General features: G+C 64.4%; 18 protein-coding genes and 1 riboswitch. Of the genes, 10 read left to right on the top strand and 8 right to left on the bottom strand.

Features of this window, described 5'->3' with window-relative positions:
* Nucleotides 1-75: 75 nt before the first annotated feature.
* Nucleotides 76-173: riboswitch (TPP riboswitch) on the bottom strand.
* A gap of 309 nt (nt 174-482) precedes the next feature.
* Nucleotides 483-2,417, top strand: coding sequence for a S9 family peptidase (locus ABQZ00_RS02170; protein ID WP_323537714.1), 1,935 nt, complete (start codon nt 483-485; stop codon nt 2,415-2,417).
* A gap of 12 nt (nt 2,418-2,429) precedes the next feature.
* Here the strand turns inward: ABQZ00_RS02170 and ABQZ00_RS02165 are convergent, their stop codons facing one another.
* Nucleotides 2,430-4,268, bottom strand: a complete 1,839-nt coding sequence (locus ABQZ00_RS02165; RefSeq protein ID WP_323537715.1) for a methyl-accepting chemotaxis protein — start codon at nt 4,266-4,268, stop codon at nt 2,430-2,432.
* 79 nt (nt 4,269-4,347) lie between these two features.
* Nucleotides 4,348-6,057 (bottom strand): gamma-glutamyltransferase, encoded by a 1,710-nt coding sequence (ggt, locus tag ABQZ00_RS02160; RefSeq protein ID WP_323537716.1) that lies wholly within the window; start codon nt 6,055-6,057, stop codon nt 4,348-4,350.
* 644 nt (nt 6,058-6,701) lie between these two features.
* Here ggt and ilvC point away from each other — a divergent pair.
* From ilvC to ABQZ00_RS02135, 5 genes are all read left to right on the top strand, one after another.
* On the top strand, nt 6,702-7,703 hold the full coding sequence (gene ilvC / locus ABQZ00_RS02155; RefSeq protein ID WP_115528851.1) for a ketol-acid reductoisomerase: 1,002 nt from the start codon (nt 6,702-6,704) through the stop codon (nt 7,701-7,703).
* A 44-nt stretch (nt 7,704-7,747) separates the two neighbouring features.
* Nucleotides 7,748-9,469, top strand: a complete 1,722-nt coding sequence (gene ilvG / locus ABQZ00_RS02150; RefSeq protein WP_055848442.1) for an acetolactate synthase 2 catalytic subunit — start codon at nt 7,748-7,750, stop codon at nt 9,467-9,469.
* On the top strand, nt 9,453-9,710 hold the full coding sequence (locus tag ABQZ00_RS02145) for an ACT domain-containing protein (RefSeq protein ID WP_055848439.1): 258 nt from the start codon (nt 9,453-9,455) through the stop codon (nt 9,708-9,710). Before ilvG ends, ABQZ00_RS02145 begins: the two co-directional genes overlap by 17 nt.
* Before the next feature lie 138 nt (nt 9,711-9,848).
* A complete protein-coding gene (locus ABQZ00_RS02140) occupies nt 9,849-10,919 on the top strand; it encodes a threonine dehydratase (protein WP_236699254.1) in 1,071 nt (356 codons plus the stop codon).
* Nucleotides 10,916-12,478 (top strand): 2-isopropylmalate synthase, encoded by a 1,563-nt coding sequence (locus ABQZ00_RS02135; protein WP_055848434.1) that lies wholly within the window; start codon nt 10,916-10,918, stop codon nt 12,476-12,478. Before ABQZ00_RS02140 ends, ABQZ00_RS02135 begins: the two co-directional genes overlap by 4 nt.
* An 814-nt stretch (nt 12,479-13,292) precedes the next feature.
* On the opposite strand, the gene leuB is transcribed toward ABQZ00_RS02135, so the two are convergent.
* From leuB to leuC, 4 genes are all read right to left on the bottom strand, one after another.
* The gene (gene leuB / locus ABQZ00_RS02130; protein ID WP_115528856.1) at nt 13,293-14,366 is read right to left on the bottom strand and encodes a 3-isopropylmalate dehydrogenase; all 1,074 of its coding nucleotides are present in this window, start codon (nt 14,364-14,366) and stop codon (nt 13,293-13,295) included.
* 37 nt (nt 14,367-14,403) lie between these two features.
* Nucleotides 14,404-15,189: a class I SAM-dependent methyltransferase gene (locus tag ABQZ00_RS02125; protein ID WP_161961685.1), complete on the bottom strand. Its 786-nt coding sequence runs from the start codon at nt 15,187-15,189 to the stop codon at nt 14,404-14,406.
* Nucleotides 15,186-15,833 carry a 3-isopropylmalate dehydratase small subunit gene (leuD, locus tag ABQZ00_RS02120; protein WP_115513830.1) on the bottom strand — a complete coding sequence of 216 codons (648 nt, stop codon included), beginning with the start codon at nt 15,831-15,833 and terminating at the stop codon, nt 15,186-15,188. The genes ABQZ00_RS02125 and leuD overlap by 4 nt, the downstream gene beginning before the upstream one ends.
* 66 nt (nt 15,834-15,899) lie before the next feature.
* Nucleotides 15,900-17,339: a 3-isopropylmalate dehydratase large subunit gene (leuC, locus tag ABQZ00_RS02115; protein WP_055848422.1), complete on the bottom strand. Its 1,440-nt coding sequence runs from the start codon at nt 17,337-17,339 to the stop codon at nt 15,900-15,902.
* 122 nt (nt 17,340-17,461) lie between these two features.
* Here leuC and ABQZ00_RS02110 point away from each other — a divergent pair, with 122 nt between their 5' ends.
* Nucleotides 17,462-18,340 carry a LysR family transcriptional regulator gene (locus tag ABQZ00_RS02110; RefSeq protein ID WP_115562830.1) on the top strand — a complete coding sequence of 293 codons (879 nt, stop codon included), beginning with the start codon at nt 17,462-17,464 and terminating at the stop codon, nt 18,338-18,340.
* Between the two features lie 36 nt (nt 18,341-18,376).
* On the opposite strand, the gene ABQZ00_RS02105 is transcribed toward ABQZ00_RS02110, so the two are convergent.
* Together ABQZ00_RS02105 and ABQZ00_RS02100 are read right to left on the bottom strand one after the other, a co-directional pair.
* Nucleotides 18,377-18,655 (bottom strand): hypothetical protein, encoded by a 279-nt coding sequence (locus ABQZ00_RS02105; protein WP_153066887.1) that lies wholly within the window; start codon nt 18,653-18,655, stop codon nt 18,377-18,379.
* Between the two features lie 98 nt (nt 18,656-18,753).
* Complete coding sequence (locus ABQZ00_RS02100; RefSeq protein ID WP_323537717.1) at nt 18,754-21,756, bottom strand: two-component regulator propeller domain-containing protein; 3,003 nt, start codon at nt 21,754-21,756, stop codon at nt 18,754-18,756.
* A 332-nt stretch (nt 21,757-22,088) separates the two neighbouring features.
* Between ABQZ00_RS02100 and ABQZ00_RS02095 the strand changes: the two genes are divergently transcribed.
* From ABQZ00_RS02095 to ABQZ00_RS02085, 3 genes are all read left to right on the top strand, one after another.
* Nucleotides 22,089-22,742: a TetR/AcrR family transcriptional regulator gene (locus ABQZ00_RS02095; protein WP_055848412.1), complete on the top strand. Its 654-nt coding sequence runs from the start codon at nt 22,089-22,091 to the stop codon at nt 22,740-22,742.
* 128 nt (nt 22,743-22,870) lie between these two features.
* Complete coding sequence (locus ABQZ00_RS02090) at nt 22,871-23,527, top strand: protein-L-isoaspartate O-methyltransferase family protein (RefSeq protein ID WP_323537718.1); 657 nt, start codon at nt 22,871-22,873, stop codon at nt 23,525-23,527.
* 20 nt (nt 23,528-23,547) lie between these two features.
* Nucleotides 23,548-24,930, top strand: coding sequence for a TolC family outer membrane protein (locus ABQZ00_RS02085; protein ID WP_055848408.1), 1,383 nt, complete (start codon nt 23,548-23,550; stop codon nt 24,928-24,930).
* Nucleotides 24,931-25,143: the final 213 nt, after the last annotated feature.

The raw sequence follows: 25,143 nt of genomic DNA, 5'->3' as shown, positions 1-25,143 counted from the left end.
CTGGCTCTGCGAAGAAGTCGCAGTGCGGACGAAGCGGCGGCGCTCAACACTCAGGTGCCCGTGCAGTCACGGACCCTCGCATCTAACGAAGCTTCCCTACGCCGGTATGAGCCGGATCAGGTTCGAAGGGACTATCTCAACCGCAGCGCACTGCGGTACCCCCACTTCGGCGGCGATTAAACCACATCGCCGATACCGGCAGCATGCGCGGTTGCGTGGATGTCGCACTGACGCGCAGCGCGGAAGCTGCCCGATGAACGCAGAAGTGCAGCTGACATGCCCAGACATGTTCACGGCACATCGGCTGGCTAGCGTGGCCGCACAACAACCAGAAAACTGCTCTCTCTCCCTTGCCGCCGTACTCCGGCGGCATTTTTTATCGGCCACTTGCAGCCGCCCGCTACGTTTCGTTATCGTCGTGTGAAACACAGGGATGGACGACGCGAATGCAATGGATGCAACGGTGTGCGTGGATCGCGGCAATGCTGATCGGGACGGTGGGACCTGGCGTAGCGGCAGAGCCGCTACCGGCGGAGGCATTCGTCGAATCCGGCCCGATCTCCTCGCCCGCGATGTCGCCGGACGGCAAGCACCTGGCGGTCAGCGCCGATCTTGGGGATGGCAGCTACGCGCTGGTGGTGTATCGCATCGCCGACATGCAATCCACCACCATGCTGCGCCTGCCGCGCTACGAGTTGCCGGTGCGCATTGCCTGGGTCAGCGAGAGGCGGCTGGTGATCGGCAAGGGCCGCAAGCTTGGCTCGCTGGAAGAACCTGTGCCGATGGGCGAGATCATCGCCACCGACCTGGATGGCAGCAATCAGCGCTACGTCTACGGCTACCAGCAAAGCACGCGCAATGCGGGGCTGGAGCGCGGCTTCGGCTACATCGAAGGGCTGCCGAGCCGGCGTAACGGGCACTTCTACATGCGGCGGCTGTCGCTGGATTCGCGCCATTCGATGTTGTACGACGTGGACGCGAGCACCACCACCCACCGGCTGATGGCCGACATCGACGTGCCGCGCCTGAGGTTCGTGCTCGACAACGATGATGTGGCGCAGTACGCCTACGGCACCGATGACGACGACAATTCACTGCTGTTCCGCCGCAACGGCAACGGCTGGACGCCACTGACGCAGGTCCAGGCCAACTGGCGCCCGATTGCGTTTGCCGAACAGCCCGGTCGTGTCTATGGCTGGTACAGCGTCTCCGGCGGCCCGGCGGCATTGGTGTCCAGCGATCCGGACGGCCAGCAGCGCAGCATGCTGGCGTCCGACCCGTTCTACGACGTGGATGATCTGCAATGGAGCCCGGCACCCTATGCACCGTTCGCGGCCCGACTGGGACCGGGCCGGCCCGCGCTGCGCTATGTCGCGCCCGACAGCGCAGCGGCGCAGTTGCATCGCAGCCTCAGCGAGACCTTGGCCGGTCAGTACGTGGATTTCGTCAACTTCACCGAAGATGGCAGCGCCTTGCTGTTGAAGGCCTATAGCGACCGCGATGCTGGCGCCTGGTACATCTTCAACCGCTCGACCAATACGCTCAAGCTGGTCATCAAAGCCCGTAGCGCCCTGCCCGCGGCACTGATGAGCGAGCGGCGCATGGTGCGCTTCCAGGCTCGCGACGGGCTGATGCTGGACGGCGTACTGACCGTTCCGGCGACGGCCGGCCAGGGCACGCCCCTGCCGATGATCCTGCTGCCACATGGCGGCCCGCATGCCGACGGCGACGGTTGGGCGTTCGATACCGATGCGCAATTTCTCGCCAGCCGCGGCTACCTGGTGCTGCAGGTCAACTATCGCGGCGGCACCGGCCGCGGCAATGCCTTCGAACGCGCGGGCTACCGCCAGTGGGGAGAAAAGATCCAGGACGATCTGGTGGATGGCGTGCGTTGGGCGATTGACCAGGGCCTGGCCGATCGATCGCGCATCTGCAGCTACGGCGCCAGTTTTGGCGCGTACGCGGCGATGATGGTGCAGGTGAAGGCGCCGGACCTGTTCCGCTGCGCGGTGGGGGTTGCCGGCATCTACGACCTGCAGATGATGTACACCAAAGGCGATATCAATCAGAGCGCGTCCGGCACCAATTACCTGCAGCGCGTGATCGGCCGCGACGCAGCCGAGCTTGCCGCGCACTCGCCGGTCTCGCTGGCCGAGCGCATCAAGGCGCCCGTGCTGTTGGTCCACGGCGAAGAGGACGAGCGTGCACCCTTTGCCCAGGCCAAGAGCCTGCGTGCTGCGCTCACGCGTAGCGGCAACGCGCCCGAATGGATGGCGGTGCCCAAGGAAGGCCACGGGTTTTACAAGGACGCCAACCAGATCGCCTTTTACCGCACGCTAGAAGGCTTCCTGGCCAAACAGTTGGGGAATCCGACAACCGCAGCGGCGGGCGGCACCACGCCGACCACGCCGCAGTAACGCCGGCTCACGTCACTCCAGCGTATAGCCCACCCGCAGGCCGCCCCAATGCTTGCGGCCGACGAAGATCGGCGCAGACAGATCGAACATGATCTGGCCGGTATCGCGGCGGTAGACCTGCAGGCGGTATGGGTCGGTGTGTGCACCGACGCTGCGGCCAACGCGATCGGAGAACTTGCGCTTGGTACGGTTGCCGACCAGATCGCGCTTGGGGTCGCCGGTCAGTGGCTGGGTGAAACGCAGATTGTGGGTAGGCACGTAGCCGTCGGGATTGGCGCAGATCGCAAACACGATCCACGGATGCGCATCCAGCAAGGGCTCCTGCAACGGAGGCAGCACGTGATCGCACACTGCGTCGAAGTCGGTGCTGAACTTGGGCGGCTCCACACCGGCAATCGGGGTGTAGGTGCGCGCGAACAATGCCGCTTCGTCGATCTGCCCACGCGCGATGGCCTGCGCCAATGCAGTACCGATCTTGCCCGCCGTGGCGACGGCGAGTTCCTTGACGCGCGCGTGCCTGGGCACCTGCAGCGGATCGGCCGGCAAACGGAACAGGCCCACGCAGTCGCGCAGGGTTTCGGTGCCGCGTTCCAGCGCTTCGCTGCGTTCGGCCACGTGCGCGGCGTGCTGCAGATTGCTGCGGCCCAGCGCCACCACCCCATCCACGGCACGCTCGATGCCGCGAATTTCGCCGTCCTGCGCCTGGATGCGCCCGGCCACCGTGGTCATCGCGCTACTGGCCTGCCCGAGCACGCGGGTGATGCCATCGAGCACCGCCTCGGTGCCGCGCGCGGAGGCCGCGCCCTCGCCCACTGCAGCGCTGGTTTCGGCCAGGATCGCGCGCACATCACGCGCCGCCGCAGCGGCACGTTCGGCCAGACGGCGAATCTCGGTGGCGACCACCGCAAAGCCGCGCCCGGCAGCGCCGGCATGCGCCGCTTCGATACTGGCGTTGATCGACAGAATATTGGTCTGAAACGCCACCGAGTCGATGACTTCGATGACCTCGCCGGCACGTGCCGCGCGGCGTTCCACTTCGTGCATGGCCTGGCCCAGCGCATGTGCCGCGGCCACGCCTTGCCGCGCGCTTTCATCGGCGCTGGCGGCCAGCGCGATGACCTGGGCCAGTTCGGTATTGACGTCCTGCAGGCTCGACGACAGCCGCTCCACTGCAGTGCGTGCACCGTCCAGCGCCTCGGTTTGCGCCTGCGACTGGCGCACCATCTCGTCGTTTTCGGCCACCAACGGCGGGACTTCGGCGGCGATTTGCACCGACAGCGCCACTGCCTGGCGGATCGCTTCGGCCAGATTGCCGAAGCCGGCCTGCAGCCGGCGCCCCATGTCGGTGTCCGCCAGACCGGGCGGGAGCAGCAGTTCCAGTTCGCAGCCAGCCAAGGCCTGCGCGGTGCGCTCCAGCACGGTGCGGTCTTCGTGTTCGGCCTGCAGGCGTGCCACCAAGGGCTGCAACAGCGGGGAGATCGGCACCGGGCGGCTACCGTCGGCCAGCCGCGTGGCTTCGCGCAACAAAATGGCGGTCTCGACATGCGGCAACGACAGCATCCAGCCACCGTGCTCGCGGTCGCGGACGTAACGCACGCGCCGGGCCGGGTCGTCGCCCGGCGCAGCCCACACGCCTTCATCGCCAACCAGATCGGTGGCGCTCAATCCCCACAGCACGGATGCCGGCAGACCGTCCAATTCAGTGGCGGTCTTGCCAAGCACGTCCAGGCCGGCGCGGTTGCAGGCCACCACACACGCCTCCGCCGACAGCCGCAGCAAGGCGACCGGCGCGTCGGGGAGCAGGGCCGCACGCGTGTGCGACGGCAGGTCAGGCGATTGCATCGAGCTCATGGGGATTCCTAAACCATCAGTGTCATTAGCGGCGCGCGGCGGGCAGAATTGAGCGGCGTACTCATCCGTGGCGGCTTGCTCAGTAGCCGGCGGCCTGCCCATCCTTGCGGCTTTCCGAGGCGCCGTAATACACGCCGTTGATCGGGTCGCGCGCGATCGCCTGATAGCCGCCATACGGGCCGTCGGCAAAGATCACCCGGTGGCCTTTGCGCATCAACGCACGAATGGTGTCGTAGGAGAATCCGGTTTCCAAATTGAGCTCGCCGCCATCGCTCATCGCGGTGGCCTGCCCGGTCGGCTCGGTGGAGCCCTCGTGCTGGATGCGTGGCGCATCGCCGGCTTCCTGCAGATTCATATGAAAGTCCACCAGGTTCATCACGATCTGCACGTGCCCCTGCGGCTGCATCGCTCCGCCCATCACGCCAAAGCTCAGCCATGGCTTGCCGTCCTTGGTGACGAACGCCGGGATGATGGTCTGGAACGGCCGCTTGCCCGGCGCATAGCCGTTGGGGTGATCCTTCTTCAACACGAACATTTCGCCGCGGTCCTGCAGGATGAAGCCCAGCCCCGGTGGCGCCATGCCGCTGCCCATGCCGCGATAGTTGGACTGGATCAACGACACCATCATGCCGTCGGCATCGGCCACGGTCATGTAGATGGTGTCGCCCTCTTCCAGTTGTTTGGGCGTGCCGGGTTGCACTTCCTTCAAGGCCTTGTCCATGGAAATGAGCGACCGGCGCTGGGCGGCGTACTCCTTGGACACCAGCTTGGCCAATGGCGCGGGCTGGAAGGCAGGGTCGGCGTAGAAGCGCGCACGGTCGGCAAAGGCCAGCTTCTTGGCCTCGGTGAATAGATGCACGTGCTCGGCCGAGCCGAACGGGATCTTGGAAAAATCGTAGCCTTCCAGGATGTTGAGCATCTGCAACGCCGCGATGCCCTGACTATTGGGTGGCAGTTCCCACACATCAACGCCGCGGTAGTTGGTGCTCACCGGCTCCACCCATTCGCCCTGATGGCTGGCCATGTCCTCGTAGCTCAGATAGCCGCCATTGGCCTTGAAGTAGGTGCCGATGGTGCGTGCGATCGGGCCCTTGTAGAACGCGTCGCGGCCGCCGTCGGCGATCTGCTGCAAGGTGTTGGCCAGGTTCGGGTTCTTCCACAGCTCGCCCTTGCGCGGGGCGTGCCCGTCGATGGTGAATTGCTCCTTGAAGCCGGGGTATTGCGACAGCCGCGGTACCGAGCGGTCCCAGTAATAGGCAATGGTTTCGGCCACCGGGTGGCCTTCGCGCGCGTAGCGGATCGCCGGTGCCAGGTTCTGCGCCATCGGCTTGCGCCCGAAGCGCTCATGCAGCGCGAACCAGCCATCCACCGCGCCCGGCACCGACACCGGTAGCGGCCCGGTCGGCGGAATGTCTTTCAGCCCGCGCCGCTGAAACTCGGCCAGGGTCAGCGACTTGGGCGAACGGCCCGAGCCGTTGTAGCCGTAAAGCTTGCTGGTCTTGGGATCCCACACGATGGCGAACAGATCCCCATCCACCCCATTGCCGGTCGGCTCCATCAAGCCCAATGCCGCATTGGCGGCGATCGCCGCGTCCACCGCCGAACCGCCGTTTTTCATCACATCCAACGCGATCTGGGTGGCCAGCGGTTGCGAGGTCGCCGCCATCGCATGCGGGGCGATCACTTCGGAGCGGGTGGCGAAGGCTTGTCCGGTGACACGGTCGGCGGCGCCAATAGGCGGCGCGAGCAGCGCCAGAGCAGACACCAATAAGACGGGTACGCGACGCATGATCAAGAGCTCCCCCATGACACAACGAATGAAACACCAACCATAACAGCGGCCTCCGTTGCAGCGTTCGATCCCGGTCGCACTGAGGCGATAAAACCGCGCAGTTGGTGATGCAGGTTGGCGTTATTGACATGCCACCGATCCGGTTTCAGCAGAAACCATGCTGCTGCCATGTGGCTTCGCGATGAGCGCATGCTGCCAATACAGATGTTTCACCCGCAAGGGTTGACACCTCACCGGCGGCGATGGTTATCTCAGTCCATGCCGCACCGCCCCACCACCTCGAACGCTTTGATGTCCGCGCCCTTCGGCGCGTTGGCAGCGTCGCTTCTCGTGCTCGTACTTATTACCTCGCCAACCGATGCGGGACGAGACTTCGTGTAGGCAACAGACACACAAGGCTTCGATCAGACCCCGCACCGGCAACGGCGCGGGGTTTCGCGTTTCAGGGACCCCCAAAAGTTTCGAATGACATGAACGACATCACTGACATCGCCGCACCGTCTTCCATCAGCGCCAGCCATTGCGCTGCTGCAAGCGTCTGCATGCGCAGCGTTTTCGCTCATCCCCGCTTTGCTCGGCCGACCAGCGTCTGCGCTGCCAGCTGATCTCTTTCTCACTGCCAACCCCGCAAGGATTACTTCATGAGCAACGACACCCAACCGAAAATCGCGATCATCGGCTACGGCAGCCAGGGCCGCGCGCATGCGCTGAACCTGCGCGATTCCGGTTTCGACGTCACCGTCGGCCTGCGTCCCGGTGGCCCGACCGAATCCAAGGCGCAGGCCGATGGCTTCACCGTGGTGGCGCCGTCCGACGCGGTGAAGACCGCCGACCTGGTCGCGATCCTGACCCCGGACATGGTGCAAAAGAAGCTCTACGAAGAGGTCATCGCGCCGAACATGAAACAAGGCGCCTGCCTGTTGTTCGCGCATGGTTTGAACGTGCATTTCGACATGATCAAGCCGCGCGCCGATCTGGACGTGGTGCTGGTTGCGCCCAAGGGCCCGGGCGCGCTGGTGCGTCGCGAGTATGAAATCGGCCGCGGCGTGCCGTGCATCTATGCGGTGTACCAGGACACCAGCGGCAAGGCCGAGCAGTTTGCGCTGACCTATGCCGGCGGCCTGGGCGGCGCACGTGCCAACATCATCAAGACCACCTTCAAGGAAGAGACCGAGACCGATCTGTTCGGCGAGCAGGCCGTGCTGTGTGGTGGCGCCTCGTCGCTGGTACAGGCCGGTTTCGAAGTGCTGGTGGAAGCTGGCTACCAGCCGGAAATCGCGTATTACGAAGTACTGCACGAACTGAAGTTGATCGTGGACCTGTTCTACGAAGGCGGCATCACCCGCATGCTGGAATTTGTGTCCGAAACCGCACAATACGGCGACTATGTCAGCGGCCCGCGCGTGATCGACGCCAGCACCAAGGCGCGCATGAAGGATGTGCTGACCGACATCCAGAACGGCACCTTCACCAAGAACTGGGTGGCCGAATACGAAGCCGGTCTGCCGAACTACACCAAGTTCAAGCAGGCCGACCTGGAACACCCGATCGAGGAAGTGGGCAAGAAACTGCGCGCAAAGATGGTCTGGCTCAACGGCGAACAGCAAGCCGCTGCCGCACCGGCGAATCAACAAGCGGCATAACGCCGCCGCATCCCCCACCGCTTAACACCGAAGGTTCGCAACGCATGAATACCTCCGCACACAGCACGCCCCGCAATGGCGCGCGCTGGCTGACGCAGGCCCTGGAAGCCGAGGGCGTGGAAACGCTGTTCGGTTATCCGGGCGGCACCATCATGCCGTTCTACGACGCCCTGGTGGATTCCAGGCTCAAGCACATCCTGGTCCGTCACGAACAGGGCGCCGCCCTCGCCGCCAACGGCTACGCCCGTGCCAGCGGCAAGGTGGGCGTGTGCGTGGCGACCTCCGGCCCGGGCGCATCCAATCTGGTCACCGGCATCGCAGACGCGATGCTCGATTCGGTGCCGATGGTGTGCCTGACCGGCCAGGTTGCGACGCCCTTGCTGGGCACCGATGCGTTCCAGGAACTGGACGTGTTCGGCATGACCATGCCGATCGTCAAGCACAGTTTTCTGGCGCGCAGCGTGGACCAGTTGCCGGAGATCGTGCGCGATGCGTTTCGCATCGCGCGCGAAGGTCGCCCGGGCCCGGTGTTGATCGACCTGCCGAAGGACGTGCAGATCGCCGATGCCTCGCATCTGCCCGAGCATGTGCCGGCCGCAGTGCTGCCGCCACCGGCACCGTCGGACGCGAAACTGGCCGACGCACTGGCAGCCATCGCCAGCGCCGAGCGCCCGGTGGTGTACGGCGGTGGCGGGATAGCACTGGCCGATGCGGTGGAAGCATTCCGGCGCTTTGTCGAAGCCACCGGCATCCCGACCGCGCTGACCTTGCGCGGGCTGGGTGCGTTGCCGCACGCGCATCCGGATTACCTGGGGATGCTGGGCATGCACGGCACGCGGGCCGCCAATATGGCGATCCAGGAATGCGATCTGTTGGTGGTGGTCGGTGCCCGTTTCGACGACCGTGCCACTGGCAAGTTGAGTGAATTTGCACCGTTCGCACGCGTCATCCATCTGGATGCCGATGCGTATGAAATTTCCAAGCTGCGCACTGCCGATATCGCCGTACCTGGCGATGTGGCAACCAGTCTCAAGGCGTTGAGTGCAGCACGCGGCAACTGCCAGGCATGGCGGACGCGCTGCTTTGCCAATCGCGAAAAATTCGGTGCGCGTTACGACGCGCCCGGTACCGATATCTATGCGCCGGCGCTGCTGAAGCGCCTGAGCGAAGTGGCCCCGCCCGACACCATCATCGCCTGCGATGTGGGGCAGCATCAGATGTGGGTGGCCCAGCATTGCCGCTTCAACGATCCGCGTAATCACCTCACCAGCGGCGCGCTCGGCACCATGGGCTTCGGCCTGCCAGCGGCGATGGGCGCGCAGTTCGCCTGCCCCGATCGCACCGTGGTGCTGGTGTCCGGCGACGGCAGTTTCATGATGAACGTGCAGGAGCTGGTGACCATTGCGCGCTGCAAGCTGCCAGTGAAGATCGTGCTGCTCGATAACAGCTCGCTGGGCATGGTGCGGCAGTGGCAGGAATTGTTCTTCGCCGAGCGCTACAGCGAGATCGATCTGTCCGACAACCCGGATTTCGCCGCGCTGGCGCAAGTGTTCGGTATTCCGGCCAAGCGCATCATCGCGCGCGGCGATGTCGATGCAGCGCTGGCTGAGTTGCTGGCGCAGCCGGGCCCCGGCCTGCTGCATGTGGCCATCGACGCACGCGCCAACGTGTGGCCGCTGGTGCCGCCCAATAACGCCAACAGCACCATGCTGGACAGCAATCCCGCACACGCGGTCAAGGAGACGACACATGCGTTACCGGCTTGACCTGGTGCTGAAGCCGGCCGAAGGCGCATTGGTGCGCGTGATCGGCATGACCGAGCGCCGCGGGTTTCGCCCGTGCGCCATCCAGGGCGCCGCCGCGCCCGACGATGCCGGGCGCTGGCATTTGCAGCTGGACGTGGACAGCAGCCGGCCGCCGGAAACACTGCGCCTGCAGCTGGAAAAGGTCTACGACTGCGAGTCGGTGGTGATCACGGCGCTGGAAACGGTCGAGGCGGCCGCATGACCACCCAGACCTCGGGCATGCAGACTTCGCGCGACCATCAAACTGAGATCCGGAGGTGTCTTCTTCCGGATCGGCCGCGCGCGTGCCGCAATGCCTGATTCCGGCCGCTCCTCTTCGCAGGAACCAGACGTAAGCGACGTGGCCGTCAGCGTGGCCGACGTGCTGGCCGCACAGGCACGTCTGCGCAAATATTTGTCGCCGACGCCACTGCACTACGCCGAGCGTTTCGGCGTGTGGCTGAAGCTGGAAAACCTGCAGCGCACCGGCTCCTACAAGGTGCGCGGCGCACTGAACGCACTGCTGGCGGGGCTGGAACGCGGCGACGAGCGCCCGGTGATCTGCGCCTCGGCCGGCAACCATGCGCAAGGTGTGGCGTGGTCGGCGTATCGGCTCGGCGTACAGGCCATCACGGTGATGCCATATGGCGCGCCGCAGACCAAGATCGCCGGCGTCGCGCACTGGGGCGCCACCGTGCGGCAACACGGCAACAGCTATGACGAAGCGTTTGCGTTTGCGCGAGAGCTGGCCGACCAGAACGGCTATCGCTTCCTGTCGGCCTTCGACGACCCGGACGTGATTGCCGGGCAAGGCACGGTCGGCATCGAACTGGCCGCCCACGCACCGGATGTGGTGATCGTGCCGATCGGTGGCGGCGGCCTGGCCTCCGGCGTGGCGCTGGCGTTGAAGTCGCAAGGCGTGCGCATTGTCGGAGCGCAGGTCGAGGGCGTCGATTCGATGGCGCGTGCGGTGCGCGGCGACTTCCGTGAAATCACCCCCGTCGCCACGCTGGCCGACGGCGTCAAGGTCAAGATTCCCGGCTTCCTGACTCGCCGCCTGTGCGCGAGCCTGCTCGACGATGTAGTGATCGTGCGTGAAGCCGAACTCCGCGAAACCTTGGTGCGTCTGGCACTGGAAGAACACGTCATCGCCGAGGGCGCTGGCGCCCTGGCATTGGCCGCCGGTCGCCGTGTTGCAGGCAAACGCAAATGTGCGGTGGTCTCTGGCGGTAATATCGACGCAACCGTTTTGGCCGCACTCTTGTCCGAGGTGCGGCCGCGTCCGCCACGCAAACCGCGGCGTCGCAATACCGAGCGACTTCGCAACGAACGCAGCGTCAAGCCTCCACCCCAAACACCCGCTCTTTCCCGCCCATCCGCAGTCGCTTCAACGCCTGTCACCGCCATCGCCGTAGAGGAGTCTTCCTGGTGAACACGACCGTATCCAACCAGACCCCGCGTATCCGAATTTTCGACACCACCCTGCGCGACGGCGAGCAATCCCCCGGCTGCAGCATGACGCCCCAGCAAAAGCTGGTCATGGCGCGCGCGCTGGACGAACTCGGCGTGGACATCATCGAAACCGGGTTCCCGGCCAGCTCGCACTCCGACCGCGAAGCTATCGCGATGATCGGCCGCGAGCTGCGCCGCCCCACCCTGGCGGTGTTGTCGCGCTGCCTGCAGGCCGATATCGAAACCTCGGCAAAGGCGCTGGAAGCTGCAGCCAACCCGCGCCTGCATGTGTTCCTGTCCACCAGCCCGCTGCACCGCGAGCACAAGCTGCGCATGAGCCGCGAGCAGGTGCTGGAGTCGGTGCACAAGCACGTGACGCTGGCGCGCGGCTATATCGATGACGTGGAGTTTTCTGCCGAAGACGCCACCCGTACAGAAGAAGATTTCCTGGCCGAAGTCACCCGTGTGGCGATTGCGGCCGGGGCCACCACGATCAACTTGCCCGACACGGTGGGCTTTACCACGCCGGAAGAAATCCGCGGCATGTTCGCGCGGCTGATCGCCAGCGTGGAAGGTGCCGACAAGGTGATCTTCAGCGCGCACTGCCACAACGATCTGGGTCTGGCGGTTGCCAATTCGCTGGCGGCCATCGAAGGCGGCGCGCGTCAGGTGGAGTGCACCGTCAACGGCATCGGCGAGCGCGCCGGCAACTGTGCGCTGGAAGAAATCACCATGGCGCTGAAGGTGCGTGGTGCGTTCTACAACATCGATTCGGCGATCAACACTCCGCGCATCGTGTCGACCTCGCAGTTATTGCAGCGCCTGGTTGGCATGCCGGTGCAGCGCAACAAGGCCGTGGTCGGCGGCAACGCCTTTGCACATGAATCGGGTATCCACCAGCACGGCATGCTGCGTCACCGCGGCACCTACGAAATCATGCGCCCGGAAGATGTGGGCTGGGAATCATCGCAGATGGTGCTGGGCCGCCACAGCGGCCGCGCAGCGGTCGAGCAGCGCCTGCGTGCGCTGGGGTATCTGCTGGAAGAGGAAGAGGTCAAGCTGGTCTTCGAACAATTCAAGGCCCTGTGCGAGAAGCAGCGCGTGGTCACCGATGCTGATCTGCAGGCATTGATGCAAGACGCCACCGTGCAGGAAGGCTACCGTCTGGCTTCGATGACCATCAGCGACGTCGGCAGCCGCGCGAACGCGTTGGTCGAACTGTCCGACCCGGATGGCAATCGGGTGGCGGAGACCGCGCAGGGCAATGGCCCGGTTGATGCCTTGTTCGGTGCATTGGCGTCGGCCACCGGCGTGAAGCTGGAGCTGGACAGCTACCAGGTGCACAGCGTGGGCATCGGCGCGGATGCACGCGGCGAAGCTAGTCTGAGCGTGCGCCACGATGGTGTGGAGTACGAAGGCACCGGCACCAGCAAGGACATCATCGAGGCCAGCGCGCTGGCATGGCTGGATGTAGCCAACCGACTGCTGCGCCAACGCGAGCGCGGCGTGGTTGCTGGCAAGACGGCTGCGGTGGCATAACACCGCACCGACTGACAGTTTGCAAAAGACCTGACGGCCAGCGGAGCGATCTGCTGGCCGTTTTGGGTTTTGGGTTTTGGGTTTTGGGTTTTGGGTTTTGGGTTTTGGGTTTTGGGTTTTGGGTTTTGGGTTTTGGTGTTTGGTGTTTGGGTTTTGGTGTTTGGTCTATGTATTCGTCTCCGGCCTTGCCCCCGCTGGCTGTTAAAGCTTGATGCGTGGCTGTTCAATTTTGTGCTGGCACCGACATGCAAGGTGTTTTTGCTCTTCGATCCGCAGCAATGAAATCGAAAGCGCGGTGTCGTCTCCGGGGTCGGGACCAAGTGGCGGCATGGATGCCGCCACTGAGTCTCCACGGACGGATTCACGGCGTGTCCCGGCACCGGAGACGGCACCGCGCCACCGGCATATCGACACACGAAGTCTGTCAATTCTGGGCGGAAGCAAAGATTTACTGAGGGGCGCTTGCACGCGCACCGCCGTGGGACACGCCGCAAATACGTCCATGTAGCGCTTATGCGGCATCCATGCCGCATACGGAAGTATTGCGTTCAATGACGGCGTTAGCCAACGCGGCAGATTCTGTTGCTTTTCGATACACAGCAATGAAATTCATAGCGCGGTGTCGTCTCCGGGGTCGGGACCATGTGGCGGCATGGATGCCGCCACTGAGCCTCCACGGAGGGATTCACGGCGTGTCCCGACACCGGATGCAGCGCCACGCACCGATGGACCCCGCAAAAACGAAAGCGGCCATCGCCCAAACAGGACGATGACCGCCAATACGTTCAACAAAACGATACATCCAACCAACGCCTTACAGCGCAGCAACCACCGCATCACCCATCGCGACCGTGCCAACCTTGGTGGTGCCTTCTGACCAGATGTCGGCGGTGCGCAGGCCCTGGTCGAGCACCTTGCCGACGGCCTTCTCGATCGCATCTGCGGCGGCAGCCTGCGCGAAGGTGTAGCGCAGCATCATTGCCACCGACAGGATGGTCGCGAGCGGATTGGCGATGCCCTGCCCTGCGATATCCGGCGCCGAGCCGTGACACGGCTCGTACATGCCTTTGCTGTTGGCATCCAGGGAGGCCGAAGGCAGCATGCCGATCGAGCCGGTGAGCATCGACGCCTGGTCGGACAGAATGTCGCCGAACATGTTGTCGGTCACGATCACATCGAACTGCTTGGGCGCGCGCACCAATTGCATGGCCGCGTTGTCCACGTACATATGCGATAGCGCGATATCCGGATAGTCTTTGGCAACTTCTTCCACCACCGCGCGCCACAACTGGCTGGAGGCCAACACGTTGGCCTTGTCGACCGAGCACAGTTTCTTGCCGCGCAAACGCGCCATCTCGAAACCGGCCTTGGCGATGCGACGAATCTCGCTTTCGCTGTAGGGCAAGGTGTCGTAGGCCTGACGCTCGCCATTGTCCAGCGTGCGATTGCCGCGCGGCTGGCCAAAGTAGATGCCGCCGGTGAGCTCGCGCAGGATCAGCAGATCCAGTCCCGCAACAACTTCCGGCTTGAGCGTGGAGGCATCGGCCAACTGCGGATACAACAGCGCCGGACGCAGGTTGGCGAACAAACCCAGCTGCGAACGGATCTTGAGCAAACCACGCTCCGGGCGCAGCGATGGATCGATGCTGTCCCATTGCGGCCCACCCACGGCGCCCAGCAGCACCGCGTCGGCAGCGCGCGCGCGCTCCAGCGTTTCGTCAGCGAGCGGGCTGCCGTACTTGTCGTAGGCCGCGCCACCCAGTTCGTCATACACCAGGCTGAAACCCAGGCCATGTTGTGCGTCGATCCGCGTCAACACCTTGACCGCTTCGGCCATGATCTCCGGGCCGATGCCGTCGCCAGGAAGAATCAAAATCTGCTTGCTCATGCAATCCTCGTGAGTTGGTGCCGTAGCAACCTGAAAATCAACGTGCTGCCCATACCACCAGCACGTCACTGCTGAAGGAGCCATCGGCTGCAATCTGAAAGTAATCGCGTACCTCGTCTACCGCCGCGTCCTGCAACCCGCGAATGGCTGCGCGCAACACCTCTGGCGTGCGCATGCGGTCGACCCAGCTCAGATAGTCCAGCTGTAGCCGTTGGCAATGATGACGCTGCACCTGCAAGCCGGCATCGCCCAGCATCTGCAACCACTGCGCAACACTGTAGTCGCGCACATGACTGGTATCGCGCAACACCTCGATCGCCTGCAGGTGCGTGTCCAGCAATGGCAACCCCGGCGCGACCACATCGATAAAGGCGGCAACGCCGCCGGGACGCAACACGCGCCGCACTTCGCGCAGTGCCTGTCCCACGTCGCTCCAGTGATGCGCCGAGTAGCGGCTGACCACTGCATCCAGGCTACCGGTCTCGAACGGCAAGCGCTCGGCAACACCTTGCACAGTGCGGACTTGCGTCAGCCCACGCTCGGCAGCTGTAGCCGCCACGACGGTGAGCATATCGGCAGACAAATCGTAGGCCACTACCTCGGCCATCAGCGGCGCCAACTGGAAACTCACATGCCCGGCACCGCAGCCAAGGTCGAGCAACCGCCCGTTGCGATGACCCGCCAGGCCAGCGCGGAGCTCGGCGAACTCGGCGCCTTGCGCATGCACGTCGCTCTGCAGATACGCGTGCGCCTGCGGCCCGAACTGCGCAGCGACATGTTCGCCCAGCGCCCCCGTATCGGCGGTGTTGGCAATCGCGTTCACTGCAGTGCGCCGAACAACCACGGTTGGCGCGCGCGATGGCCTTGTTCGAAGCGGCCGATTGCATCGGCGTCCTGCAATGTCAGGCCGATGTCGTCCAGCCCGTTGAGCAGGCAGTGTTTGCGGAAGGCATCGACCTCGAAGCTGTACTCCACGCCGTCGGGGCGGCGCACGCGTTGCGCGGCCAGATCCACGGTGAGTTGATAGCCCTCGGTGGAAAAGCATTGCTCGAACAAGGCGTCGACTTCTGCTTCGGTCAGCACGATCGGCAGCAGGCCGTTCTTGAAACTGTTGTTGAAGAAGATGTCGGCAAAGCTCGGGGCAATCACCGCACGAAACCCGTATTCGTCCAACGCCCAGGGCGCATGTTCACGCGAGGAACCGCAGCCGAAATTCTTGCGTGTCAGCAACACGCTGGCGCCTTGATAGCGCGGGAAATTGAGCACGAACTCCGGGTTGATCGGCCGCTGGCTGTTATCGCGCCCAGGCTCGCCAATATCCAGATAGCGCCATTCGTCGAACAGGTTCGGACCGAAGCCGGTGCGCTTGATCGACTTGAGGAATTGCTTGGGAATGATCTGGTCGGTATCGACATTGGCGCGATCCAGCGGCGCCACCAGTCCGGTGTGTTGGGTAAAAGGAGTCATAGAAAGGCCGGAAATTGGGAGTGGGAAATAGGGAATAGGCAGAGCGAAACGGGGCGTGGCGATTCCCTATTCCCGATTCTCGATTCCCTGCAGCTCACGCACATCGACAAAGTGGCCGCTCACCGCCGCCGCTGCAGCCATTGCCGGGCTGACCAGGTGGGTGCGTCCGCCGGCGCCCTGGCGGCCTTCGAAATTGCGATTGGAGGTGGAGGCGCAATGCTCGCCGCTGCCGAGCTTGTCCGGGTTCATCGCCAGACACATCGAGCAACCCGGCTCGCGCCATTCGAAACCGGCCTCCAGAAAGATCTTGTCCAGGCCTTCGGACTCTGCCTGCGCCTTGACCAGACCCGAACCCGGCACTACCAGTGCCTGCTTGATCGTGGACGCCACCTTGCGGCCCTTGGCCACTGCGGCGGCGGCGCGCAGGTCTTCGATGCGCGAGTTGGTGCACGAGCCAATGAACACTCGGTCCAGGCGGATGTCGGTGATCGACTGATTGGCCTTCAGGCCCATGTATTTGAGCGCGCGCTCGATCGAGTCGCGCTTGGTCGGGTCTTGTTCGGCTGCCGGGTCAGGTATCTGCTGATCCACCGCCAGCACCATTTCCGGCGAGGTGCCCCAGCTCACCTGCGGCTTGATGTCTTCGGCACGCATCTCCACCACGGTGTCGAAGTGCGCCCCCGGGTCGGAAACCAGCGTCTTCCACAGTGCAACGGCGGCATCCCAGTTCGCATCCTTGGGCGCGAACGGGCGGCCTTTGACGTAGGAGATCGTCTTGTCGTCCACCGCCACCATGCCCACGCGCGCACCGGCTTCGATGGACATGTTGCAGATGGTCATGCGCCCTTCCATCGACAGCGCTTCAATGGCGCTCCCGGCAAATTCCAGGGCGTGCCCGTTGCCACCGGCTGTGCCGATCTTGCCGATCACCGCCAGCACAATGTCTTTGGCAGTCACGCCGAACGGTAGCGTGCCGTCGACACGCACCTGCATGTTCTTCATCTTCTGGGCGATCAGGCACTGCGTGGCGAGCACGTGCTCGACCTCGGAGGTACCGATGCCGTGCGCCAGCGCGCCGAACGCGCCATGCGTGGAGGTGTGCGAATCGCCGCAGACCACGGTCATGCCCGGCAAGGTGGCGCCCTGCTCTGGGCCGACCACATGCACGATGCCCTGACGCGCGTCGTTCATCTTGAACTCGAGGATGCCGAAGTCGTCGCAGTTCTCGTCCAGGGTCTGTACCTGCAGGCGCGAGACTTCATCGCTGATCGACTCCAGGCCGCCCTGCCGCTCGGCGCGCGTGGTCGGCACGTTGTGGTCGGGTGTGGCGATGTTGGCGTCGATGCGCCACGGCTTGCGGCCGGCCAGCCGCAGTCCTTCGAAGGCCTGCGGCGAGGTCACTTCATGCAGGATGTGGCGGTCGATATAGATCAGCGACGAACCGTCGTCGCGGCGCGTGACCTCATGCAGGTCCCACAATTTGTCGTACAGGGTCTTGGCAGTCATCGCGGCGATCCGGTGAAGTGGCGGTTGGTGGGTGCACCATTTGGCTGCATTCGATGCTAGGAGCTTGCCTTCGATAACGCAAATTCATATTGTTTATTCAACAAATGAAATTCAGGAATGGCATGGATCTGGCGAGTCTCAGCGCTTTCGTCGCAATTGCTGACAGCGGCAGCTTTTCGGCGGCCGGTGAAGCGCTGCATCTCACCCAGCCTGCGGTGAGCAAACGCATCGCTTTGCTGGAGGGGCAATTGTCGGCACGGCTGTTCGACCGCCTGGGCCGCCAGGTGGTGCTGACCGAGGCCGGCCAAGCCTTGTTGCCGCGCGCCCAACGCATCCTTGCCGAACTGGAAGACACGCGCCGTGTGCTGGAGCACCTGGGCGCGTCGGTTGGCGGGCGCTTGAGTCTAGCCACCAGCCACCACGTCGGCCTGCATCGGCTTCCTGCATTGCTACGCAACTTCGCCGCGCAACACCCGCAGGCCGCACTGGACATCCAGTTTCTGGATTCTGAACTGGCCTATGCGGCGGTGCTGCGCGGGGAGGTGGAACTGGCGGTGACCACGTTGGCGCCGGACACGCGTGCACCGCTGCGTGCGCAAGCGATCTGGCACGACCGCCTGCAATGCGTGGTGGCGCCCGACCACCCGTTGGCCGCATTGCGCAAGGTGACGCTGGACGATGTGGTGGCGCATCCGGCGGTGCTACCCGACCCCGGCACGTTTACCCATCGCATCGTCGCCGGCCTGTTTGCCGAGCGCGGCCTGGTGCCGCACCTGCGTATGACCACCAACTATCTGGAGACGATCAAGATGCTGGTCTCGGTGGGGCTGGCGTGGAGCGTCCTGCCCGAACGCATGATCGATCACCAGATCGTGGCGCTACCGCTGGCCGATGTGGCGCTGTCGCGCGAACTAGGATGCGTCACGCATGGCGGACGCACCTTGTCGCGGGCGGCACAGGCGTTTGTTGCGTTGTTGCAGGCGCAGGCGGAGCGGCCTTAGGGCGCCCGAGACAACCTCGAATGCGTTGTCGAACGCTCAATCATTGCGCGGCAATAGCCCGGCCTTTTGGTACCAACGAATGCAAGCACCCTCCACAGCTCCGACAATCAAGCCAGGAAGAAACAGTGCGCCATGCCAAAAAATCGTGCCGACGCAGAGCGGAATCACACCGAACCAGCAACACCACTTGTCAGGCAGTGGCAACACTTTGTAACGCTCACCCTTTTGCGGACTCCGGCGAAAATCCGTGTTGTTGAGCACAGCGTTCAGACCCAAGATTGCGAAATAAGTAAGCACCATCCATAGCAGCAACATAAGTTATCCAGCCTTCACGGTTCGATACACCACCACGCGCCTGAGACTTACGCACCGGGGTCACAGCGTGGTCTTCAACGCACCACCGTGCCATCGCACTACCGATCGACCAATCGATCGCGCCCCTGCCGCTTGGCCTGATACAGCCGGCGGTCTGCCAACGCGAGCAGTTCGCGTCGGGTCGGCGCTTCATCGCTCATCGCCATACCCATGCTGGCGGTGCACCGCACCGTGATGCCTTGCGCATCGACGTCGATTGCCGCAAGACGTTGCCGCATGCGTTCGAACAGCGCGCGTGCCTGCGCGGCATCCAGCCCGGTGGCCGCCAGCAGAAATTCTTCGCCGCCATGGCGCGCAGCGAAGCACTGCGCCTGATCCTGGTCGCTCAATGCCTCGCCCAGCGCGCTCAATACCGCATCGCCGACGTCATGGCCGTACTCGTCGTTGATGTGCTTGAAGTGGTCGATATCCATCAAGGCCAGCGCCAGCGCGGCACCACCGCTACGCGCATCGTCGAACCATTGCTGCAGCACGCGCTCGGCTTCGCGCCGGTTGGGCAATGCGGTCAGCACATCGTGGCTGGCGCGGTATTCCAGCTGGCGCATCAAGGCTTCGCGCTCCTGGCTGGCCTGTTGCAGCGCGAGATTCTTGTCGCTCAGTTCGCGGGTGCGCTTATCGATCACGGTATTGAGTTGGCGCTGGCTGCGCCGATAGCTGGCCGTGCGCCACAGATAAAATCCGTAGATCAGGCTCGCCAGCGCAAAGATGCCCAATGCGATCACTTCGCCACGGCGCCACCAGGGCGGCGCCAACGCGATGACCAGACTGGATTCCCCCAGCAGCGCGGTCTGACGCCAATCCACCGGTAGCGACATCGCCTGCACGCGGAAGCGAAAACGGCCCGGCGGCAGGTTGGTGTACACCGCCTCGGTCGCGTTGTCGGCATCCACCCAGTCCGGGTCGAAGCCGTCCAGGCGATAGCGGTAACGCACCTTGTCCGGGCCACGGAAATTCAGGCCGGCATAGGTGATTGCAATGCGGCGGGTCTCTGCGCCGAGCTGGTGCGGGCCGCTCAACGGTTGCACCATGCCGTCGACCAGCAAGCGCTCGAATACGATCGGCACGCGATGGCCTTGCAAGGTGCCGACACGCGCCGGATCGATCACGCCCAGCCCGGCCGAGGTGGGAAACAACAACTGCCCGGCCTGTGTCAGCCAGCCAGCGGGGGCGCTGCTGCCGTTGCCCTGGTTACTGGGCATGCCATCGCTGCGGTCCACCACCTCCACACTCAATTGTTCGCGGGTACCGGCATCGATCTGGTCGAAGTCGTTGCGCGCGATGCGGAAGACGCCGTGGTTGCTGGATAACCACAGATAGCCGTGGCCGTCGTCGATCAAGCGGAACACCTTGTCGCGCGGCAATCCGACGCGATGGTCGTAGACGCGAAAGTGGTCGCCCTGCAGGCGCAGCAAGCCGCGATCGCTGGCGATCCAGAGATCGCCACCGGCATCGCGCAAAAAGTCGAAGGCGTTCTGCCCGGGGAAATCCTGTTCGCCCAGCCACGCTCGCGTGCTGCCGCCCGGCGACAGCCCGGTCATACCGCGATCGGTGCCGATCCAGATGATGCCCTGCGTGTCGCGATACAGCGCCTGCACCGAGCCGTCGGGCACGCCATCGGCGGCGGTGTAGCGGCGCGCCTTGCCATGCCGCCAGCGCACCAACCCGCCGGTGGTGCCGATCCACAGATCGTCGCCATCGGGCAACACCGCGCGTACCGACAACGACGGCAGGCCATCGCCCGCGCCGATGCGCACCAGCACCTTTCCTTGCGCATCCAGCCGCAGCACGCCCTGACTGTAGGTACCGGCCCAGACCCCGCCGTCGCCGGCATCGGCCAGCGACAACACCGACTGCTCCAGCACACGGCCGCCTTCGGCCGGCGACAGCGATATGCGGCTGATCTGATCGTCGCGCCAACGGTCCAGACCCACCGCGCTGCCCACCCACACCGTGCCGTTGCTGGTCTGCAACACGGTGCGCACGTAATCGGAGGCAAGGCCGTCCTCATGGGTCACACCGTGCGCGGCGCCTTCGGCAATCCGGAACAGGCCATGCGTGCTGCCGACCCAGATCAGGCCTTCGGCATCTTCCAGCAATGCCGGGCTGGCGACGCCGGTGATCGAAATCTGCTCGTCCGGCACAGCTACCCCGCTGTGCACCACCAACGTACCGGTGGGCATGCTCATCCACAGATGCCCGCGCCGATCCAGTAGCAGCGCATCGACCCGCTGCCCCTGGCGAAACCGCTGCAGCCCGCCGCCGCGACTCCACCACCACACCCCGTCATCGCCGGCGACCAGCAATCCGCCCTGGCGATCGCTGGCAAGCCGGCGCACCGGCACCGCCTGCATGCCATGCATTGTTCCCCAGGCCTCGGCGGCGCCGCCATTGCGCGGCAGACGGTACAACCCGACCTCCGTGCCCACCCACAGATCGCCAGTGTCGTCGGCCGACAACGCGGTGATGCGTGCACGTGGCAGGCCGGTCTGACGCCCCACGTCGACCAGGCGCCCATTCGCTTCGAGCCGATACAGCGTCTGCGGCGTGCCCACCCACAGGGCGCCGTCGGCACGACGCAATAGCGCGCTGACCGCCAGATGGCGCGCCGTAGCGTCCCCCAGCTGCTGCCAGTGGCCGTCCTGATAGTGATAGACCCCGTCGAACGCGGTCCCGAACAACATGCCGCCGGTGCTGTCGCGCACCACCACGAACACGCCGCCCAATTCGGCGCCGGGCGTGTTCTGGCGGTCGTAGACGGTGAAGTCGCGGCCGTTGAAGCGCGCCACGCCTTCCCAGGTGCCCACCCAGATCAGCCCGTCTTCGCCCTGGGCCACGGCGTGCACCAAGTTGTGCGGCAGGCCGTCGTCCATGTTCCAGCGCGTGACGGTGTGATAGGCGGTGTGATCGAGCGCCTGTGCGCCAGCCTGGGACAGTCCCAGAACCCCGCAACACAGCCCAAACCACAGCCACACAAGGGCCGCCCGCAGCACGCGTGTGCTGCGAACGCAGCTTGCATGCGTCTGCGCCCCGACCCTGTCCACGCTCCCCCGTCCCCTCGTCCGTGCCGTTGACCATGCGTGCCGGTATGTACCGACAGGCCTGAGGCAATCTATCACCGGGGTTTTCGGGCCGCCCTAGGTGGATTCCCCACAGCTGCCGGGCCAACCATGACACCGGGAGCATTCAACTGAAACAATGAATGCCCATCATCATCGGCATGGTGGTTGGGCATTGCGCCCACAGTGTCGTCGCTTCGCCGCGGCTAGTCCGTTGCCTCGGTCGCTCCCAGGCTCGACCAGTTGAAGCACCCGCGCGCTGATGCATTCAGGCCGTCGAGTATAAATATAGAACCCGATGGTCTAGTATTGACCGTATGTCCAGCTCGCCCCCCCTCAAGTCCAAGGCCAAGAGCAACGGCCCTGGGCGTCCCAAGGATCTTGGGAAACGTGCCGCCATCCTGGGTGCTGCCCGCGCCCTGTTCATGGAGCTAGGCTATGCCGGGGTCAGCATGGATGGCATCGCTGCCCAGGCCGGCGTCTCCAAGCTCACCGTCTATAGCCACTTTGGCGACAAAGAGAGCCTGTTTTCCGAGGCGATCCGTGCGCAATGCCAGCAGATGATGCCGGACGACCTGTTCGACCACGCGCCCGAGGGTGCGCTGCGCGACCAGTTGGTCGAAATCGCGCATGCGTTCTTTGCCATGGTCAGCACCGAGTCGGCCATTTCCACCCACCGCATGATGATGGCGCCCGGCACCGGCGATGTGCATGTGCGCGAAATGTTCTGGGAAGCCGGCCCCAAGCGAACCCAACAGGCATTGGCGGATTTCCTGTCGGCGCGTGTGGCCGACGGCCAGCTCGACATCGCCGATCTGGCGCGCGCGGCCTCGCAATTCTTCTGCCTGCTCAAGGGCGAGCTGTATGCCTTGATGATGTGCGGCCTGCACGGCCAGCCCACCCGCGCGCAGGTGGATGAGCACATTCAGTCCAGCGTGGACTTCTTTTTGAGGGCGTATGCGCCCCGTTGATCGCCTCAGGCCTTTGGTGGCGATGACTTCCGGCACTGCGCCAGCGGCCGGCGCGCAGCGATGCTAGATGCGCCAGTTGCCCCGTGCACCGGTAAAATGTTCGCCCCACCGCGTTGGATAACCGCACCATGACGATCGATTTCACCCAGGCCCGCGAAAAGATGGTCGAACAGCAGATCCGGCCGTGGGACGTGCTGGACCTGCGCGTGCTCGACGTGCTGGCGCGCCTGCCGCGCGAAGCCTTCGTGCCGGAGGCCTACAAGACCCTGGCCTATGTCGACGTGGAAATTCCGCTGTCGGCCGGTCACAAGATGATGAAGCCGGTAGTCGAAGGCCGCATGTTGCAAGCGCTGGATCTGCAGCCGGGCGAAGACGTGCTGGAAATCGGCACCGGCAGCGGGTTTTCCACCGCCTGCCTGGCCGCACTCGCGCGCGAAGTGGTCAGCCTGGAGATCGATCCGGCACTGGCAGCGGCAGCACGCGCCAATCTGGACAGCACCGGTGTGGGCAGCAATGTGCGCATCGAAACCGCCGACGTGTTCGGCTGGCAGAGCGAGCGTCGTTTCGATGCCATCTGCGTGACCGGCGCGGTCGATACGCTGCCGACGCAGTGGCTGCAGTGGTTGCGCCCGAACGGCCGGTTGTTTGTGGTGCGCGGTCACGCACCGGTCATGGAAGCGGTCCTGGTGCGTGGCGACGTCAACGCCCCGCGCATCGAATCGTTATTCGAAACCGATCTCGCTTATCTCCAGGGCGCCACACCGACGCCCCGATTCCAATTCTGATTCCCAAGGAAGCTTCCCCGATGATCCGCCGATCCCTCGCCCTGGCCCTGGCCGCCGCCCTGTCACCGATGGCAGCGCATGCCACCGATCTGCTGCAGGTCTATGAAATGGCCCGCAACGGCGACCCGCAGCTAGCCGTGGCCGAGTCCACGCGGCTGGTGAATCGGGAGGGGCAGGTGCAGGCGCGTGCGGCGCTGTTGCCGCAGCTGGACGGTAGCGCCGGCTATACCCAGGCACATCGCGAGCTGGAAGGCGTGGATGGTCGCTCCACCACCAAGCAGCGGCAGTACACGGTTCAGGGCAGCCAGACCATCTTCAACTGGGCGCAGTTCGCCAACCTGCGTGCGCAGCGCGAAGTGGCCAAGGCCGCAGACTTCACGTTGGCATCGGCCAACAACGACCTGATCACCCGCACCTCGGCGGCGTATTTTCAGGTGCTGGTCGGTATCGAGTCGCTGGCGGCGGCAGAAACCAACGAAGCGGCGGCCAAGAAGCAGTTCGACTACGCCGACAAGCGCCTGGAAGTAGGCCTGGCGCCGATCACCGACGTGCACGAAGCGCGCGCGCAGTACGACCAGGCGCGTGCGGACAGCATCAACGCACGCAATACGCTGAAGGATTACTACCAGGCGTTGACCGAACTGACCGGCCAACCGGTAGTCGGCCTGCGTGCGCTGCCGGAAGACTTCCGCCCGGAAGTGCCGGCTGCTTACAGCAACGTCGATCAGCTGGTATCCGCCGCCATCGCCGACAATCCAGCGCTGAAGGCGCAGCAGCTGCAGGTCAGTGCAGCCGAGGCGCAGGTCAATGCGGCGCGTGCCGGCCATTACCCCACCTTGAGCCTGGGCGCCAATATCGGTCGCAGCAATAGTTGGGGCGGCCAGGGCACGGTCGATCAGGCCGCAGGTAACTTCACCACCGCGGGCCGCGATATCGATACCGATTCGGTCGGCATCACGCTGTCGATCCCGATCTTCGCCGGCGGCGCAACGCAGTCGGCCGTGCGTCAGGCGCTGTCGCGTCGCGATATCCAACAAGACACCTACGAGCAGCAGAAGCGCGCGTTGGACCGCAATACGCGCAATGCCTATCAGACCGTGGTCGCCGGTATCAGCGAAGTGGAAGCGCGCCGTTTGGCAGTGGTCTCCGCGCAAGCCGCCTACGATGCCTCGCAGGTCGGCCTGGAAGTCGGCACACGGACCGTGCTGGACGTGGTGCAGAACCAGCGCACCCTGTTCCAGGCGCAGCTGAACTACGCGCAGTCGCGCTACACCTTCCTGCAGAATCGCCTGCTGCTCGGCCAGGCCATCGGCAAGCTCGACATCACCGACCTGCAGGATGTGAATCGCCTGCTGTCGCAGGATGCCGAAGCCAGGCTGCAGGGCAGCGGCTCGCTGCAGTAAAGCGAGCGGATAGGTCACTAAAAAGGCGGGCGAAGGCCCGCCTTTTTTATGTCCGATGCAAGCGCGTACCTGGCTGCGTGCGATACCTGCGATGACTGCCGCATCAGCGGGTGATTTGCCGCTTGGCTGGAGGGCCCTTGCCGCCCGCCATCGCGGGACACGCCGCAAGTAGGTCCTTGTAGCGGCATCCATGCCGCGTAAGAACCCGCGACG

It is taken from the genome of Xanthomonas sp. WHRI 10204, assembly GCF_040202875.1.
Lineage (GTDB): Bacteria > Pseudomonadota > Gammaproteobacteria > Xanthomonadales > Xanthomonadaceae > Xanthomonas.
Note: the sequence above shows the minus strand (reverse complement) of the source record. Positions and strands in the feature narration are given on the sequence as shown.